The organism is Mesorhizobium sp. AR07, from assembly GCF_024746815.1.
Classification (GTDB): domain Bacteria; phylum Pseudomonadota; class Alphaproteobacteria; order Rhizobiales; family Rhizobiaceae; genus Mesorhizobium.
Genome location: NZ_CP080525.1, coordinates 193,179 through 210,098, shown reverse-complemented (window position 1 = coordinate 210,098; position 16,920 = coordinate 193,179). Strand labels below are relative to the sequence as shown.

Below are 16,920 nucleotides of genomic sequence, written 5' to 3'. Positions count from 1 at the left end.
GCGCCGTCGGTCATCGGCTGGACGTTGGCCGGCACCGGGACTAACCTCCATCTGGCAGTACCCCGCAGCCTTTGATGGAGACCGCGACAATGACCCTGCATGGCAACGCCTTGAAAACCGCGATCGAACAGACACGGACAAAATGGGGATGGTTTGTCGCGCTCGGCGTGCTGCTGCTCATCTTCGGCGGCATAGCCTTCGGCAATCTGTTCGTCGCCACGGTGGCTTCGGTCTATGTCGTGGGGTGGCTGATGCTGATGGCCGGCGTCATCGAGATCGTGCATGCGTTCGGCGTCAAGGCCTGGGGCCGCTTCTTCTACTGGCTGCTCAGCGGACTTCTCTATGCCGTCGCCGGTTTTTTCGCCTTCTACAATCCGCTGCTTGCCTCGGCGGTATTGACGTTCCTGCTGGCCATCGCGCTCGTCGCTTCCGGTGCGCTCAGGGCCTGGGTCGGCTACAGCCACCGGCCGGAACGCGGCTGGGGCTGGATCGTCGCGGCCGGTGTCATCAGCGCGCTTGCCGGCCTGATCATCGCCATGGGCTGGCCGGTCAACAGCCTGTGGGTGCTCGGATTGTTTCTCGCGATCGACCTGATCTTCCAGGGCTGGACCTTCATCGCCGTCGGCCTGGCGCTGAAAAAGTAGAGCAGCGCGCAGGAAACCAACAGACTTTAAAAGGTCATGGCTGCGTCGAGGTCGGAGAGCGGCTTGACGCCGGCAAGCAGCGCGCGTGCTTCGGCTTCGTCACGCTTCATCTGCGCCACCAGCGCATCGAGCCCTTCGAACTTCACCTCCGGGCGCAGGAAACCGAAGAAAGAAACCTGGCAGACCTCGCCGTAGAGATCGCCGGAGAAATCGAAGACGAAGGTTTCCAGAAGCGGCGCGCCATCGTCGTCGACGGTCGGGCGACGGCCGAAGCTGGCGACACCGTCATGAAGCGTGCCGTCGGCGCGACGAAAGCGGACGGCATAGATGCCCTCCTTCAGCGCGGCTTCAGCGGAAAGCCGCATATTCGCGGTTGGAAAGCCAAGCGTGCGGCCGAGCTGCTGGCCGCCCACCACCTCGCTTTCGACGGTGAAACGATAGCCAAGCAGTCCGGCGGCCTCCGCCACCGCGCCATCGCCGAGCAAGCCGCGGATGCGGCTCGACGACACCACCTCGGCGCCCTCGTCACGAAAGGCATCGACAAGCGTGACGCCGAAACCATGACGCTCGCCGGCCGCCATCAGATAGGCAGGGCCACCCTGACGATCCTTGCCGAAATGAAAATCGAACCCGGTCACGGCATAGGTAATGCCAAGGTTTTTCTCCAGCACGTCGGTCACGAATGCTTCTGCCGACAGCGAGGCGAAATCGCGGGTGAACGGCTGCTCGACGAGCGCGGCAAAACCCAGCCGCGACAGGAGCCGCGCCTTCATGGGCGGCGGCGTCAGCACGAACAACGGCATGTCAGGCCTGAAGATTTTTCGCGGGTGCGGTTCGAATGTCAGCACCAGGGCTGGCGCACCGCGCCGCTGGGCTTCCGCCAATGCGCGCTCGAGCACCGCCTGATGGCCGCGATGGACACCATCGAAATTGCCGATCGCCACCACGCCGCCACGCAATTGCGCGGGCAGTGGCGCGGTTGCCAAAATGTGCTGGAAGGCTGGCATCGTCACCTACCGCAGTTTCGGAATGACGGCCACCGGACGATAGCCGTGCTTCTCCAGGAACGTCGCCAGCCTTGCCGGATCCGGCTGCGATGCGTCGCCATAGTCGCGGGCATGAATACCGCCGGAGACATAGAGAACGTCGAAACCATTGTCGGCGGCGCCCTTCACATCGGTCATCATGCCGTCGCCGATGGCCAGCACTTCGCCGCGCTCGACAGGCCGGCCAAGAATCTCCGCAACCTCCTTCATCGCCAGCTTATAGATCGGCGCGTAAGGTTTTCCGGCGATCAGCGTACGACCGCCGAGCTGGGCATAATCGCGTGCCAGCGCGCCGGCACACCAGATGATGCGTTCGCCGCGCTCGACCACGATATCGGGATTTGCACAGATGAAGGGCAGGTTCCTGGCCCGCAGTCGCCGCAGAAGCTCTGTGTAATCCTCAGGCTTCTCGACCTCATCATCGAACAGACCGGTACAGACGACGCCCGACGCCTCGAATTCCTCGACAAGCTCGACGTCGAGACCGTCATAGAGCGTGAAATCGCGGTCGGCGCCGATATGGAAGATTTTTCGAGGACCCTCGGCGATCAGGTCGCGGGTCACGTCGCCCGACGTGACGACACGGTCGTAGGCTGATGGTGGAACGCCGATCGCGTTCATCTGCGCCACGACATCGGCACTTCTGCGCGGCGAATTGGTGATCAGGACGACGGGGATTTCTGCCGCTCGAGCCCTCGCCAGCGCCGAAGCCGCGACAGGAAAATGCCGTTCGCCATTGTGCACAACGCCCCAGACGTCGCACAGGATTGCCGAATAGGCCTTCGACACGTCTTCCAGCGAGCCGATGATTTCAGGCGAATCCGCCATGCCGTTTCCTTCAGTCATGTTCATTGCAAGTGCCACGACCGACGGTTCGCCGCAGCCGGTTGGGATTAACCGAACCGCTCCGGCCTGTCACCAGCTTTCGCCCGGGCGGCTGCGTATCGTCAGCCGATCGGCATTTTGCCAATACGAGATGCGCACCAGCCCGAGGGGGCTACGCCGGTTGACGAATGAGGTCGCCGGATTGGTTAGCGGTTGGTGAAGCGATGACCAGGCAATCGAGCGGTTTCCCAAACCCCTCCTTCAGCGTTTTGTGAAAAGCTGGCGTCGATCGAGAATCCGTCGGCGGGGGCCGCTGCAAGACATGCATGAACTTTGGCGTCGGTTCTGCCGCGACAGGCGCGGCAACTATGCTCTTATGACAATCGTTGCGATGGTGCCGCTGATCGGCGGCCTGGCGATGGCGGTCGACTTCACCGAGATGAACCGTGAAAAGCAAGCGGTGGCGAATGCGCTCGACGCCGCCAACTTCGCCACGGCGCGCCGACTGACGGAAGGCGCGACCGACGACCAGCTGAGAGCCTACGCGCTCAACTTCTTCAACGCCAACCTCAACGACGTCAATCCCGCCAACGCGACGCTTAGCGTCACCTTGCCAAGCAACACCAGCGGCGGCGGCTTGCTCAAGATGAGCGCGCGGCTGGACTACAAGCCCTATTTCTATCCTGTCTTCGGCCAGCTCATCGGTAAATCCGAAGCCGCCGCGAACCAGAAGATCAGCTTCGACGTCACCTCGGAAGTGCGGCTGAAGAACACTCTGGAAGTCGCCCTGGTGCTCGACAATTCCGGATCGATGACCACGCCGGGAACGGGCTCCGGGCAAAAGCGCATCGATCTCCTCAAGAATGCGGCCAAACAGCTGGTCGACACGCTGGCCCAGCAGGCGGCAATGATCAAGCAGGTCGACAAGCCGGTGCAATTCGGTCTCGTGCCATTCGCCGCCTCGGTCAATGTCGGCCCAGGCAACGGCAACGCGTCGTGGATGGACACCGAAGGCCTGTCGCCGGTATCGAACGAGAACTTCGACTGGTCGACGCTGAACACGGCCGGTAAGTACGCCCAGCAGACCAATGGCATCTGGTACAAGCGCGGCTCCGGATGGGGTGCCGACGAAGGCCAGATGCTGACCCGGTTTTCGCTCTACCGCGACATGAAGGTCGTCACCAACCATGAGCGCGTCACCAGCAGCAAGCGTGTGGTGTGCGACCAATACAACTCGAACAGCACCTGCAAGAGCAGCCACGATGAATATGACTATATCGATTCCTATGGTCCGTTCGCCAGTTGGCAAGGCTGCGTCGAGGCCCGGCCCTATCCCTACAATATCAACGACGCTGCGCCGTCCGGCGGCTCGGCGAACACCGGCATAGGTGTCGGCGATCCGGCGACGATGTTCGTGCCGATGTTTGCCCCGGACGAACCCGGCAACCATTGGAAGATCACACAGGATCCCAACGAAGCCGCGCCGAAGACCTACGGTGCCGTGAACAGCTGGTGGAACGACGACCCTTCGAGCTCGACCGGCCAATCCCAGTTGCGCAACATGACCAAATACTTCCAGCCGCGGCCGATCGATGCGCCGGCGCTTCCGGCCGGAAATGGCCCGAACTACAGCTGCACCACCACCGCGATTACGCCGCTGACCGATGTCAGCGTCGCCGATGGCCTCACCGCGATCAAGGCCGCAATCGACCTGATGCAGCCGAATGGCGGCACCAATGTTCCCGAGGGCATGGCCTGGGGCTGGCGGGTTGTGTCGAGCGGCGAGCCGTTCACGCAAGGACGCGCGGAAACAGACAGAGGCAACGACAAGGTCGTGATCGTGCTGACCGACGGCGCCAACACCTACTACACACCGTCGTCGCTGGGCTTTTCCGACCCCGCCGATTCGAAGTCGACCTATGCGTCCTACGGCTATCTCAACCCCGGCTACAACAGCACTTCGGTCGGCCGCCTGTTTATGGGCACGTCGAGCGCCATTGGTCAGTTCAACTATTCGAACGGCAACTACACCAACGCGCTCAATGAGCAGATGGCAACGCTTTGCAACAACGCCAAGGCAGCCAACATCCTGGTGATGACGGTGGCGCTCGACCTGTCCACCACCAATGCCAGCGACAAGCAGGCGATCGATGCGCTGAAATCCTGCTCGTCGGACTCGCGCTTCCGCAAGGACCCGACGGACGCGAGCAAGCCTGCCAAACTGTTCTGGAATGCGACCGGCGCTACCTTGTCGAATGATTTCAAGGAAATCGGCAACGAATTGTCGAACCTGCGCATCGTCAGCTGATCCAGGGGCGCCGAAACGGATTCAGGCGACGCACCTCAGATCTTTGTTCGCGATTATGAGGGTTTTTCACCGACCATCAACGAAATGGACGAGCACCACGGATTGGTATCGTCTTTGTCCTCCTCCCCTTTCATCTCAGCGCAGCCGCTACGTCTTTGCGGGACTATGAACGCAGAAATACCATTTTCGGTGAGAGAATTAAGCAAATCTGTCGCTACTGCTGCGCCCCGCGGGCTTGAACTAATCAATAATCCGACACCGCGAACATTATACGATGCGCCATACATCACGGAATTCCGATTTATCGAACACTTAGCACCGTCGGGGCCCAAAATTTCAGCCAGCTGGTTCGCTAACCATTTCGATTCCATACTATCGCTCACCGAAAAAACGGCGATGGATTGCTTCTCTCCTGACTTTTCGAGCACCGCCCATTTCGACATCCTATTTGCGATATCGCGCTGCTGCTCACTAGAAAGAGCGCGCGGCGCTTTGAACCTCTCAAGAGCTAGTTGTGCCTCAAGTGCTCTCGCATTTGCGTTTGCTGCCGCCTCATTTGCCCGTGCTGCGACAGCCTCGTTTTCCGCAATGCGTTCGTTAGCGAAATATTCTTTGGCAGTGCCCATCACGTGACGCCGTATGTGGCCAACCCCACACCAATTGCGGAGATCACGAGCACCCAGCTCGAAATTGAGAACCAAAATTCAGCGTCCGATAAGGAAACGTTCCACATAGAAACTCTTACGGTCCTGGTTTTCTTGATACTGTTATTGGCTTGGCTATCAGCCATCGTATTTCTACCTGTAACGTCATTCGCGAGCGGAAAAATAGAGGAGGGAGGTCTAAAGACCTGCCTTTTTGTAGGAGGATATTTGCACGGCTAGCAGCGTCTGTTAAGTATGGTCTAATCGCTTCTCTGTTCTCAAAACCAAGGTCGCTTTTGGGCGATATGCCTTAGCCAAGACAGCTTTTCTGGCGCAACGGCTGGCGCCACCATGCTCTTGCGCGCGCCTGCCGGTGCGGGCAGATGTTGGCGACTCGGTTCCGCACATCCACCGCGGCGCGCTGGGAAACGAACAGATGCCCGAAACCGCCAATCATCTCGCTTTCGCGCTGGTCTGCCTCGGCATGGTGCTGACGCCAGGCCCGAACATGATCTATCTGATCTCGCGTTCCCTGTCGCAAGGGCCGAAAGCCGGGCTGATCTCGCTTGGTGGCGTCGCGCTCGGCTTTGTCTTCTATGTGCTGGCGGCGGCATTCGGCATCACCGCGCTGCTGCTTGCCGTACCCTTCGCCTATGACGCGCTGCGCTTTGCCGGTGTGCTCTATCTCTTGTGGCTGGCGTGGCAGGCGGTGAAGCCGGGCGGACACTCGCCGTTCCAGGTGCGCGAGCTCCCCAAGGACCGGCCGCGCAAGCTGTTCGCCATGGGCTTGATGACCAATCTGCTCAATCCGAAGGTGGCCGTGCTCTATCTGTCGCTGCTGCCGCAATTCATCAGCCCGGGCAAAGGCCATGTCCTGTCGCAGCTTCTGGTGCTCGGGGCGACGCAGATATCGATCAGCCTCAGCGTCAATGCCATCATCGCGGTGACGGCGGGCTCGATAGCCGCCTTCCTCGCCGGCCGGCCGCTATGGCTGGTCATCCAGCGCTTGATGATGGGCACCGTGCTGACGGCATTGGCGCTGAAGATGGCGACCGAAGCGCAACGCTGAGAGTGGTTCCTTACATCGGTCGCCGGATTTGCTGCGCCCGCTCCGGCTCGACCACCTTGCGGTAGAGGTGCCAGGTGGCATGGCCGAGCACCGGCATGACCACGGCGAGCCCAGCAAACAGCGGGATCGAGCCGATCACCAGCAGCACGGCGACCAGCAAACCCCACAGTGCCATCTGCAGCGGGTTTGTCATCACGGCGCGCGTCGAGGTCTCGATGGCCGAAACGACGCCGACATCGCGGTCGAGCAGCAGCGGGAAGGCAACCACGGTGGTGGCGAGCACAACCACGGCGAAGACGAGACCGGCGGCATTGCCGGCGAGGATCAGCGTCCAGCCCTTGCCGGTCGTCAGCACCTCGCGGACAAAGCTGCCGATCGATGCCGGCGGCTGGTCGCCGAACAGGCCCGTGTAGATCGACTGCGCGGTGTAGAGCCACAACAGGAACAGCGCCACCAGCATGATGCCGATCACCACGATCGACGGGATCGCCGGCGAGCGGCGCACGTCGAGGGCATGCCGCCAGGAGGTGTTCATGCCGAGCTCCCGCCGGCGGCTGATCTCGTAAAGGCCGATGGCGGCAAACGGGCCGACCAGAGCGAACCCCGACATCAGGGGATAGATGAGCTGGATGGCGTTGGCGCCAGAGGTCCATCGCGTCAGGATCAGGCCGACAACGGGGTAAATCAGGCACAGGAACACGTAATGCGACGGTTTTGCCCAGAAATCCTCGAAACCGAGGCGCAGCGCATCCCCGAGATCCGCCGTGGTGATGCTACGCACCGTGGGCTGCACATGCATCCCGCGTGCGTCCGCCATGACATGAAAGCCGGCCATAACCTTCCTCCCGTGTGTCGGGGCGGTCACCGCCTGGATGGCCGCCCTAGCTGCCACTTCTCGTACAGGCGTTATCCTAGTCGATTTAGGGCCGGTTGTCGCCAAGTCCATGGACCGGGTGATCTCTGGACGAATTTTACACCGGATGGAAACAGACTTTGGCGCCGGGCGGCACCTGTACATTGGCGCCGCGCGGCTGATCACTTGACAGAAGCTAAGCAGCGAAGCGATCGATCACCTCGGCCAGCGGGACATGACCAAGGCACGCGCCCGAACCCGCCGGCTTTTCGCCGTCCTCGACAGCCAGCGCGTATCGCACGGCCGGATCGGCTTCTATGCGGCGGCGCAACCCGGACAGCTTGGGATAGGCAGCTCCATCGATCGCCTGGTGGAATTCCGCCCAGCGCGCCACACCAATCAGCGTGGCATCCGCCAGCGTCAGCCTATCGCCGACCAGAAAGTCCGTATCGCCGATCATCGCTTCAAGGCGGCCGTGGCGTTCGGTAACGGCCTTGCGGCCAAAGTCGCGCAACGTCGCCTTCAGCGCCGGTTCAGCCTCAGCCATCTCAAATGCCACCCACAGCGGGCTGAAGGCGGCGGTGAAACCGGTGTTCACGAAGGCCATCAACTGATGCATGCGGTCGGCTTGCGGCGAGCGGGGGTCGTAGCTGATCCGACGTTGCGTGTCGCGGGCTTCGAGCCATGCCGCGATGGCCATGGTTTCGGTGAGCACTGTGCCTTCGTCAGTGATCAAAACCGGTGTTTCCTGACGGCCATTGATGCTGGCATAAGCGTCGTTCTTCATGTCGGCGAGCATGTCGACACGACACAGGCGGTAGGGTTGCCCGACGCGTTCAAAGGCGGCGACGAGCCCCATCGAGCTTCCCGCCGGGAAGCCATAAAGGAGGATAGGTTCCATTTGTTTTCTTCCATGATTTAAGGGATCACGCCGCGCAGCGAAACTTGACCCTAACCGCTTGTCGCCCCAAGTAAATTACGCACAATTCTGTAACCAGGATTCACCGATGAAAGACGTCGTCTCACGCTGCCCGATCGAAGAGACAATGCGTGTGCTCAGCGGTCGCTGGCCCACCTTGCTGCTCTACTACCTCAAGGACGGCACCAAGCGGTTCAGCGACCTGAGGCGCGACAACCCAACCGTGTCGCACCGCATTCTGGCGCTGGAATTGCGCAAGCTGGAGGACGCCGGAATCGTGCGGCGAACGGCACGCTCGGGCTATCCCTTGCACGTCGACTATGAGCTGACTGCGCCGGGCCGCAAGCTTGTGCCGCTCATCGACGCGCTGGGCTCCTGGTGGGAACGGACCGAAGGCGACCGGGCGGGCCGAGTTCCATCTGCGTTGGAAACGAATCTCGGCACCGCAGCTTAGCCAGGCAATGCGCAGGCAGCCCGAACCGTGCGGCTCCGCCCAAGGCGCTTCAACACTGCGCGATGCATTTCGCGAAAACCAACGTAATTGGGCTCTCGCGTAATTTTCACCGCTTGCCCGTCAAAAGCCATGATCGCGACTATTCAGACAGGAATGACCCCTGCCACCCATTCCCATTCCGTCGAACCGCGCCAGGCACCGAACAGGCGTATGCTGCTGATCGGCCTCGCGGCCCTCGCCGGGCTCGCCGCCTGCGGCACCGTTTCGCTGCCGACCGGCGAAGGCGCCGGCGTCTCCTCATCTGCCACCGGCACGCTGGCCAGCATCCGCGCTTCGGCGGGGCTCCCACCGCTGGCTCCCGACCCGCAGCTCGAGCAGGCCGCCCTGCAGCAGGCCGGCTACATGGCGCAGCGCCGTCGCATGAGCCACACCACCGGCTGGGGCAAGGACTTTGCTTCGCGCGCCAAGGACAATCGCATCGCCGGTGCGGCCGCCGAGAACATCGCCGAGGGCCGCTTCGACCAGCAGAAACTGTTCGACATATGGGTCAATTCGCCCGGCCATCGCCGCAACATGCTCGACCCGCGCTTCACCCGCTTTGGCCTTGCCTATGTGCGCGACGGCCGCGACAGCGCTCTGCGCTATTGGAGCCTTGTGCTCGGGAAATAAGAGCAGGCGTGTCGCCGTCGGCCGCTGTCTTCTTCGTCAAGCTGCGCGGGAGTCCGATGGCTGATCCGTCAATCCTTGTGGTTGAGCAAATTCTCGATGTCCCGCGCGGAGACCGGTTTGCTGAAATGATAGCCCTGCATTTCATCGCAATTGTTTTTGAGCAGGAAGGCCACCTGATCGTCGGTTTCGACGCCCTCGGCAATAACCCTCATATTCAGCTTTTGACCCAACGAAATCACGGCGCTGGCAACAGCCTGATCGTTTTCGTCGTCGGCGACGTCGTTGATGAAAGACTTATCGATCTTTAGCCGCGCAACTGGAAAGGTCTTGAGTGCACTGAGGCTGGAATAGCCCGTTCCGAAATCGTCGATCGCGATCTGAACGCCCAGGCCCTGCAACTCGTTCATCGTTGCGACCGCCAATTCGATATCCTGCATGATAAGGCTTTCGGTCACCTCCAGTTCGAGATATCTGGCCTCCAGACCGCTGTCCCTAAGCGCGTTGACGACACGGCCGACTAGGTTCCTTTCCCTGAATTGCCGCGCCGACACATTCACACAGACCGTCATCGGCGGCAGACCCGCATCCTGCCAGGCCTTGTTCTGTCGGCAGGCTTCATGCAGAACCCAGTCGCCGATCGGCACGATCAGACCTGTCTCCTCGGCCGTCGGAATGAACGTGATCGGCGCCACCACGCCCTGTATCGGATGGTTCCAGCGTATCAACGCTTCGACCGCAAAGACCTGCCCAGACCGAAGATCGACTTGCGGTTGATAGAGAAGGGTGAATTCCGAACGGGCTAAGGCGTTTCGCAATTCCTCCTGAAGCACGAATTTCTCATGAGCCCTCGAGTTGAATTCGGGAGCGTAAAACTGGAAATTGTCGCGGCCGAATTCCTTCGCCCGATACATGGCTGCATCGGCGTTGGCCAGGAGCGTATCCGGGCGCGCCCCATCCTTGGGATAGTTTGCGATTCCGATGCTGGCTGTCGCCCTCAGCCGATGCTCTCCAAGATGAACCGGCTCGGCAATCGCTGTGCGGACCTTTTGCAAAGTCTCTGAGATGAGATCGACATTCGTGGGCTGGTCGAACAGCACGATGACAAATTCATCGCCACCAAGTCGCACGACGGTGTCGGTCGCCCTTACGCATTCGACCATACGGCTGGCGACAATCTTCAGGAGTTCGTCTCCGGCATTGTGGCCGAGCGTGTCATTGACGAGCTTGAAGTTGTCCAGATCGATGAACACCACCGTCACCCAGCGATCGTATCGCTGCGCGTACAAGATCGCTTGAGAAAGCCGGTCCTCCAGCAAGGCGCGATTGGGAAGCCCGGTAAGCACATCATGGTTGGCCATGAAGTGGATCTGATCTTCAGCCAGTTTGCGCTCAATTGCGATTCCGGCGATGCGGGTCGTGAAATCAATCAGCCGGGTCTCGGCCTCGGCCGGTTCGCGCACCGTCATCGAATACATCGCAAAGACACCCATCACCGCGCCCTGATGCGACAGAATCGGGGTCGACCAGCACGAGCGATAGCCATAGGCCGCCACCAGTTCGCGGTAATCCTCCCACAGCGGATCGCGCATGATGTCGGCGACAATGACAGGCTCCCGCCTGTAGACGGCGGTCCCGCAGGATCCCACCTTGGGACCGATGGCGATCCCGTCGATGGCGTTCGTATAGTCTTTCACCAAGCTTGGCGCCGCGCCGTGCCGCAAGTGACTGCCGTCCTTGTCGAGCAGCAAGACGGAACCGAATATGCCCGTCAGCTGGGATTCCACGAGGCGCATGAGGCGGTCGAGCACGTCCTCGAGCGGAGCGCTCATAGCGATCATTTCCAAGATTTGCGCTTGCCCGTTACGGAGGACGTCGGCTTGCTTGCGGGCAGTGATGTCGTGGGCGATGCCAACCAGACCGAAGATCTCATTTTGAACATTGCGCAGCGGAACCTTCGTCGACGAGAGCCACTTGCCGACGCCCGAAGCATCGACAACAAATTCTTCCTCGTCGATCATCGGTTGTCCGCTGTTGAGGACATTTTGCTCGATGAGGCGAAATTTCTGCGCAAGTTCGGGGGCATGGAGATCGAAATCGGTCAAGCCGATCATGTCGCTTGTCTTCTCCCGGCCACTGTCGGACGCAAGGGCCTTGTTGACCACGACGAAGCGGCTTTCGGTGTCCTTGACCCACAGATAGCCGGGTACCCAGTCGATCAGCGTTTGCAGCGAGATGCGCTCGTCCGCAATCAGACGATTCGCAGTGAGTTCTGTAATGTCCTCATGGGCGGAAACCCAGCCGCCGTCGGGCATAGGTTGATGGCAGACCTGAATTGTCCGGCCGTCGGCGAGGTTGGCGGTCCAGACCCTTGAAGTGGTACTCGAATTGACCGACCGGGCCAATGCGAGATAGGCGTCGGCAGCCATGGCGGATGTCCCGGCAGCGACGCGGCGTTCGACGATTTCACCCAGTGTCAGGCCCGGCTGCAATTGCTCGGGCGCGATGCGGTAGATCTCCGCATAGCGGCGGTTGGACAGGATCAGCCGTTCATCGGCGTCGAAAAAGCAGATGCCTTGCGAGATATTGTCTATCAACGTCTTGAATCGGAGCGCCTGCCCTTCGAGTTCGACGATCGTAGCCCGAAGCTCGTGCTCAAGGGTTTCGTAGGAAGCCGTCGCCAGTTTTGCCAGTACGGCCAGACTGGTCGACTCGGGCTCCTCGGCAGCTAGCCTGGATGATTTCGTGACCAAACAGAGTTCCTCCGATTTGGTGTCTAGGAAAAAATACCAATCGCTTGCAGACGGAAAGTCCGCCCATAGTGTTACCGAGATACTAATGACAGATGAATCGGATCGAAATCGGCGCCATGGAGCCTGGATACCTGAAGCCAAGGGCTGTTCTCGAACCTCTTTTGATCTTCCGGACTCAGTATTCTTCAATACCAGGATGAATTCGGCCGACAACCGCCGCAACATGACCCGCGCCTAGCCCTAATTGGTCGTCGCCTTGAACTTCGGCGCCGAGCGCCTTTTTCTCCTCGGTGCCGGAGTTTCGAACCGCCGAGATCGAACACCGGGAATGCAGGCTGCATGATCATGATCTCCAGGCTGGTTGCCATGGAGACTTACAACCTCAAGGGCGACAAGTATTAGTCCATATGCGCGGCTGGTGCGCCGCCGACCGGCGCCTGCTTTGGCTTGCGCAGCAGGAAAACAAACGGGATGGCAAGCAGCGTCATAACCATCAGAATTTTGAAGTCATTGACGTAAGAGATCATCATCGCCTGGAGATTGACCATGCGGTCCACCTGCGAAAGCGCCATTGGATCGCCGCTCGCGGCGGCCGGAGAGACCGCCCACAGATTGGGGTTGAACGGGTTGATGAAGGCGGAAAGCTCGGTGTGATTGACCTGCGTGTTGCGCACCAGCAGAACCGTCACGACCGATACACCGATGGACGAGCCAAGATTGCGCACCAGGCTGAACAAGGCCGTGGCATCGGTGCGGAACCGCACGTCAAGCGTGGCGAAGGCCACGGTCGACAGCGGCACGAACACCATTCCCATTCCCAGCCCCTGGATGACGCCGGAGCTGATGATCAGCCAGTTGTCCATCTGCGGCGTGAAGCTGGACATGGTGTAGAGCGATTGCGCGGTCAGGAGAAAGCCGATGACGACGAGGATCCTGGCGTCGATCTTGCTCATGAGCCGCCCGACGACGAGCATCGAAATCATGGTGCCGACGCCGCGTGGCCCCATGACGATGCCGATGGTGACGGTCGGATAGCCGAAGATGGTCGACAGCATTGGCGGCAGCAGCGACATGCTTGCCAGGATGAGCACACCCATGACGAAGATGAACGCCAGCCCGGTCACGAAATTGCGGTCGAGGAAGATCTTGGGGTCGATGAAGGGATGTTCCGCCGTCATCGTGTGAATGATGAACACCCAGAAGCCGGTTAGCGAAAGACCAAGCTCGACCCAGATCTCGACCGAGGAAAACCAGTCGACCTCGCCGCCGCGATCGAGCAGCAGCTGAAGCGCGCCGACGCCGAGCGATATCATGGCGAAGCCGAAGAAATCGAAACCGCGCACGCGCCGGGCAACGGCCGGCAAATAGGCGGCCATGCCGAGGAAGGCGATGATGCCGACCGGCAGGTTGATGAAGAACACCCAGCGCCAGTTGAAGTTCTCGGTCAGCCAGCCGCCGAGGGTCGGGCCTAGAATTGGACCCAGCATGATGCCGGCGCCCCAGATGGCCATCGCCTGGCCGTGGCGCTCCCTGGGGTTGATGTCGAGCAGGAAGGTCTGCGACAGCGGCACGATCGCGGCGCCGAACACGCCTTGCATCAGCCGGAAGAAGACCATGGTCTCCAGGCTCCAGGCGATGCCGCACAGCATCGAGAACACGGTGAAGCCGACCACCGCCGTCAGGAACAGTTCCTTGCGGCCGAAGCGGTCGGCGAGCCAGCCGGTGACCGGCGTCATGATGGCGGCGGCAACGATGTAGGAGGTCAACACCCAGTTGATGTTGTCAGGGGAGGCGCCGAGATCGCCGGTCATGGTCGGCAGCGCGACGTTGGCGATCGTCGTGTCCAGCGCCTGCATGATCGTCGCCAGCATGAGCGCGACCGTGATCAGGCCGCGATGCGGCACTTCTTTGAAGGGTTCAGGCGCGCTCATGGCAAAGAACTTCCAGCAGGTAACGAAAACGTGTACAACGGGTTTCCGGGCGGCAACGCCTTCCGTTGAGAGACCTTCATCGCGGTGGGACGCGATTTATCGATGTGGGGGTTACATCGACCGAAAGTCTCTGATGAGCGGATGCCTGCCGCCCGGAAACATGAGGACCGACGGTTCCGTGTCGAAGATTTCAGATTTCGGTCAAGCCGCGATGTAGCTCGGCCTAGATGCTGATCCTTCTCACTCCTCCCATCAGACCAATCCCTGCTACTTGCTTCCACCCGCTTGGTTCCCCGCGGGCTTCCGCCGATTACTTCGCCGCCTCGCCAGCCGTGGCGTGACCGAATATCGCGGGAAACCCGCGGGCAACGCCGGTGTCGACGGTGACGGCCGCGCTCATGCCGGTGCGCAGCGCCATCTTGGCGTCGGCGTCAATCAGCTCCAGGCGCACCGGAATACGCTGCGTGACCTTGACCCAGTTGCCGGTGGCGTTCTGCGCCGGCAGCAAGGAGAACTCCGCACCCGTGCCGGCACCGATCGCCTTGACCGTCGCCTCGAAGGTGCGCCCCGGATAGGTGTCGACCACGATCTCGGCCTTCTGGCCCGGCGTCATATGGGTCAGCTGGGTTTCCTTGAAATTGGCCTCGATCCAGGTGTCGCCGGTCTCGACCAGCGAAAACAGCGGCGTGCCGGAACCGACATACTGACCGACCTTGAACGAAGAGGCCTGGCTGACGACGCCGTCGGCCGGCGCCTTGACCGTGGTCTGCGCCAGATTGTAGGCCGCCTTGTCGCGCGCGGCGAGCGCGGCCATCACGGTCGGGTGCTTGTCGGTCTCGATGTCGGGGTTGCCGGCAAGTGCAGCCCTGGCGCTGATGATGCCTTGCTCGGCAACGGCCAACTGCTGCTTGGCCTTGTCGAGATCGTTCTTGGCCTGATCCAGCGACGACTTGGCGTTGATGCCCTTCTGGGCGAGGTCGGCGGCGCGGTCGAATTGCGACTGGGCGAAGGCGACCTCGCTGGCGTCGGACTTCTGTTGAGCCATCGCCTGGCTGTAGGCTGCGCGCAGCTGCTCAATTCCGACCCGTGCAACCGCAACCGCCGCGTCGGCCTGGGCCAATGCGATCCTGTAGGGCTCGGGGTCGATGGCAAACAGCACGTCGCCCCGCTTGACCAGCTGGTTGTCGGCAATGTCGACCTGGACGATGCGGCCGGCCGTGTCGGAAGCGATCGACACCTTGGCCTGCTGCAGGTTGGCGTTTTCCGTCTCCTGGTAGCGGCCGCCGGTGACCCATACGTAACCGCCGCCGACAGCCAGGGCCGCAGGCAATGCAATCATCAGCAGAGAGCGACCCAGCCGGCGCTTCTTCTTTACCGGCGCCGGGGCCGGCTGTACAGGAGGAGCAACCGCCACCGGGGCTGCGGCCGGCTGCGCCGGCGCTTCCATTTCCAGCTCGGTTACCTTCTCGTCTATCTTGGCTACCGCGTTCATGCTGCTGCACCCTCTGTATTCTTGATCTTTTCGTCAGACGACGGGTCGCCGTCCGCGAGATTTTGTGCCATCGCATCAAGTGCCCTGATCAAGATGCGACGGTCCTCCGGCGAAACGCCGACCAGCGATTCCTCATAGACTTCGCCAGCCAGGCTCTTGACTTCGGCGTAGGCTTCGCTTGCCTTGGCCGTCGGAAAAATCATGCGCACGCGACGGTCGGTGGCATCAAACCGGCGTTCGATCCAGCCGCCCTCTTCCATCCGGTCAACAAGGCGCGAGACGCTGATCGGCTCAATTTCGAGCAGTTCGGCCAGCCGTGCCTGAGTGATGCCCTCCTCCTTGGCGACACGCACCATCAGGCGCCATTGCGCCGAGGAGAGGCCCAGCCCGCTGGCACGCGTTTCGAACCGCTTGCGCATCAGCCGCTGCACATCGTGGATCAAAAATCCCAATCTGTCCAAACCATCTGAAACCATGAGCGATATATATAATAAGCGTGCTTACTATTCAAGATGTCGCGTTGCAGCAGAAGCCGGCAAATGTGGATGACAGCCATGCAGCGCAATCATGGTTAGCGATTGGTGAACGACTGGCTATGCCAGTCCGATGCGCGCACCGAGAGTGCGCCGCGTCTGTACGCTGGTCGTGTGTGACATATTGATGTACAGCCGCTGATCAAGATCGGGGGATCGATGAAATGCCGACGCTCTACGCTCTCAAGCCGGCTTTCCAGGGACGGCTGCGGCCGCTGGTCAATCGGCTGGCGGCAATGGGCGTTACCGCAAACAGCATAACCATCCTGGCGGCCGTGATGTCGATCGCGGCCGGGGCGGCCATCGCCATCCCGCATGAATGGCGCTCGCTTCTGCTGCTCGTTCCCGTCGTGATGTTCGTGCGCATGGCGCTGAATGCCGTGGACGGCATGCTGGCGCGGGAACACGGGCAGGCCTCGACGCTCGGCATGTATCTGAACGAATTGTGCGACGTCGTTTCCGACCTCGCGCTGATCCTGCCGTTCGCCGCCTTTCCGGAATTCAGCCCATGGGGCGTCGTCGCCTTCGCCATCTCAGCCGTGCTGACCGAGTTCGCCGGCGTGCTCGGCATCGCCGCCAGGATCGGGCGAAACTATGCCGGGCCGTTCGGCAAGAGCGACAGGGCGCTAGCGCTGGGCGTGGTCGCCGTGCTGTGCGCCACCGGGCTGTGGCCGACATCCATCGCGCCGCTTGTGTTTCCGGCCATGGCAACGCTTTCGCTGTTGACCGCCATAAACCGGATACGCGCCGGCCTTATTGGCAGCGCCAGCTAAGCATCGAGGC

The 16,920-nt window shown here is 61.1% G+C and carries 15 protein-coding genes; 6 read left to right on the top strand and 9 right to left on the bottom strand.

The features are described 5' to 3' along the window. Positions 1 to 89: 89 nt before the first annotated feature. Positions 90 to 644 (top strand): HdeD family acid-resistance protein, encoded by a 555-nt coding sequence (locus BPNPMPFG_RS01130; protein WP_258592851.1) that lies wholly within the window; start codon positions 90 to 92, stop codon positions 642 to 644. A gap of 26 nt (positions 645 to 670) precedes the next feature. Here the strand turns inward: BPNPMPFG_RS01130 and BPNPMPFG_RS01125 are convergent, their stop codons facing one another. Together BPNPMPFG_RS01125 and BPNPMPFG_RS01120 are read right to left on the bottom strand one after the other, a co-directional pair. Then, the gene (locus tag BPNPMPFG_RS01125) at positions 671 to 1,651 is read right to left on the bottom strand and encodes a bifunctional riboflavin kinase/FAD synthetase (protein ID WP_258592850.1); all 981 of its coding nucleotides are present in this window, start codon (positions 1,649 to 1,651) and stop codon (positions 671 to 673) included. Positions 1,652 to 1,657: 6 nt separating this feature from the next. Beyond that, positions 1,658 to 2,518, bottom strand: coding sequence for a TIGR01459 family HAD-type hydrolase (locus BPNPMPFG_RS01120; RefSeq protein ID WP_258592849.1), 861 nt, complete (start codon positions 2,516 to 2,518; stop codon positions 1,658 to 1,660). A gap of 319 nt (positions 2,519 to 2,837) precedes the next feature. Here BPNPMPFG_RS01120 and BPNPMPFG_RS01115 point away from each other — a divergent pair, with 319 nt between their 5' ends. Beyond that, a complete protein-coding gene (locus tag BPNPMPFG_RS01115; RefSeq protein ID WP_258592848.1) occupies positions 2,838 to 4,823 on the top strand; it encodes a TadE/TadG family type IV pilus assembly protein in 1,986 nt (661 codons plus the stop codon). A 53-nt stretch (positions 4,824 to 4,876) separates the two neighbouring features. On the opposite strand, the gene BPNPMPFG_RS01110 is transcribed toward BPNPMPFG_RS01115, so the two are convergent. Continuing rightward, positions 4,877 to 5,449 carry a hypothetical protein gene (locus BPNPMPFG_RS01110; RefSeq protein ID WP_258592847.1) on the bottom strand — a complete coding sequence of 191 codons (573 nt, stop codon included), beginning with the start codon at positions 5,447 to 5,449 and terminating at the stop codon, positions 4,877 to 4,879. 454 nt (positions 5,450 to 5,903) lie between these two features. Here BPNPMPFG_RS01110 and BPNPMPFG_RS01105 point away from each other — a divergent pair, with 454 nt between their 5' ends. Beyond that, on the top strand, positions 5,904 to 6,536 hold the full coding sequence (locus tag BPNPMPFG_RS01105; RefSeq protein ID WP_258592846.1) for a LysE family translocator: 633 nt from the start codon (positions 5,904 to 5,906) through the stop codon (positions 6,534 to 6,536). A 10-nt stretch (positions 6,537 to 6,546) separates the two neighbouring features. Here the strand turns inward: BPNPMPFG_RS01105 and BPNPMPFG_RS01100 are convergent, their stop codons facing one another. Together BPNPMPFG_RS01100 and BPNPMPFG_RS01095 are read right to left on the bottom strand one after the other, a co-directional pair. Continuing rightward, a complete protein-coding gene (locus tag BPNPMPFG_RS01100; protein WP_258592845.1) occupies positions 6,547 to 7,371 on the bottom strand; it encodes a DUF2189 domain-containing protein in 825 nt (274 codons plus the stop codon). A gap of 214 nt (positions 7,372 to 7,585) precedes the next feature. Then, positions 7,586 to 8,290 carry a glutathione S-transferase family protein gene (locus BPNPMPFG_RS01095; protein WP_258592844.1) on the bottom strand — a complete coding sequence of 235 codons (705 nt, stop codon included), beginning with the start codon at positions 8,288 to 8,290 and terminating at the stop codon, positions 7,586 to 7,588. Between the two features lie 106 nt (positions 8,291 to 8,396). Between BPNPMPFG_RS01095 and BPNPMPFG_RS01090 the strand changes: the two genes are divergently transcribed. Continuing rightward, positions 8,397 to 8,762 carry a winged helix-turn-helix transcriptional regulator gene (locus BPNPMPFG_RS01090; RefSeq protein WP_258592843.1) on the top strand — a complete coding sequence of 122 codons (366 nt, stop codon included), beginning with the start codon at positions 8,397 to 8,399 and terminating at the stop codon, positions 8,760 to 8,762. 153 nt (positions 8,763 to 8,915) lie between these two features. Continuing rightward, the gene (locus tag BPNPMPFG_RS01085; protein WP_258592842.1) at positions 8,916 to 9,431 is read left to right on the top strand and encodes a CAP domain-containing protein; all 516 of its coding nucleotides are present in this window, start codon (positions 8,916 to 8,918) and stop codon (positions 9,429 to 9,431) included. A gap of 68 nt (positions 9,432 to 9,499) precedes the next feature. Here BPNPMPFG_RS01085 and BPNPMPFG_RS01080 read toward each other — a convergent pair whose 3' ends face one another. The 4 genes from BPNPMPFG_RS01080 to BPNPMPFG_RS01065 form a co-directional block, all read right to left on the bottom strand. Next, positions 9,500 to 12,406 (bottom strand): EAL domain-containing protein, encoded by a 2,907-nt coding sequence (locus tag BPNPMPFG_RS01080; RefSeq protein ID WP_258592841.1) that lies wholly within the window; start codon positions 12,404 to 12,406, stop codon positions 9,500 to 9,502. 173 nt (positions 12,407 to 12,579) lie between these two features. Then, positions 12,580 to 14,112, bottom strand: coding sequence for a DHA2 family efflux MFS transporter permease subunit (locus BPNPMPFG_RS01075; protein ID WP_258592840.1), 1,533 nt, complete (start codon positions 14,110 to 14,112; stop codon positions 12,580 to 12,582). A gap of 310 nt (positions 14,113 to 14,422) precedes the next feature. Further along, entirely contained in the window at positions 14,423 to 15,604 is a 1,182-nt protein-coding gene (locus BPNPMPFG_RS01070) for an HlyD family secretion protein (RefSeq protein ID WP_258592839.1), read from the bottom strand. After that, positions 15,601 to 16,080 carry a MarR family winged helix-turn-helix transcriptional regulator gene (locus BPNPMPFG_RS01065; RefSeq protein WP_258592838.1) on the bottom strand — a complete coding sequence of 160 codons (480 nt, stop codon included), beginning with the start codon at positions 16,078 to 16,080 and terminating at the stop codon, positions 15,601 to 15,603. Before BPNPMPFG_RS01065 ends, BPNPMPFG_RS01070 begins: the two co-directional genes overlap by 4 nt. A 221-nt stretch (positions 16,081 to 16,301) precedes the next feature. Here BPNPMPFG_RS01065 and BPNPMPFG_RS01060 point away from each other — a divergent pair, with 221 nt between their 5' ends. After that, positions 16,302 to 16,910, top strand: coding sequence for a CDP-alcohol phosphatidyltransferase family protein (locus BPNPMPFG_RS01060; protein ID WP_258592837.1), 609 nt, complete (start codon positions 16,302 to 16,304; stop codon positions 16,908 to 16,910). The last annotated feature ends 10 nt before the right edge of the window (positions 16,911 to 16,920 follow it).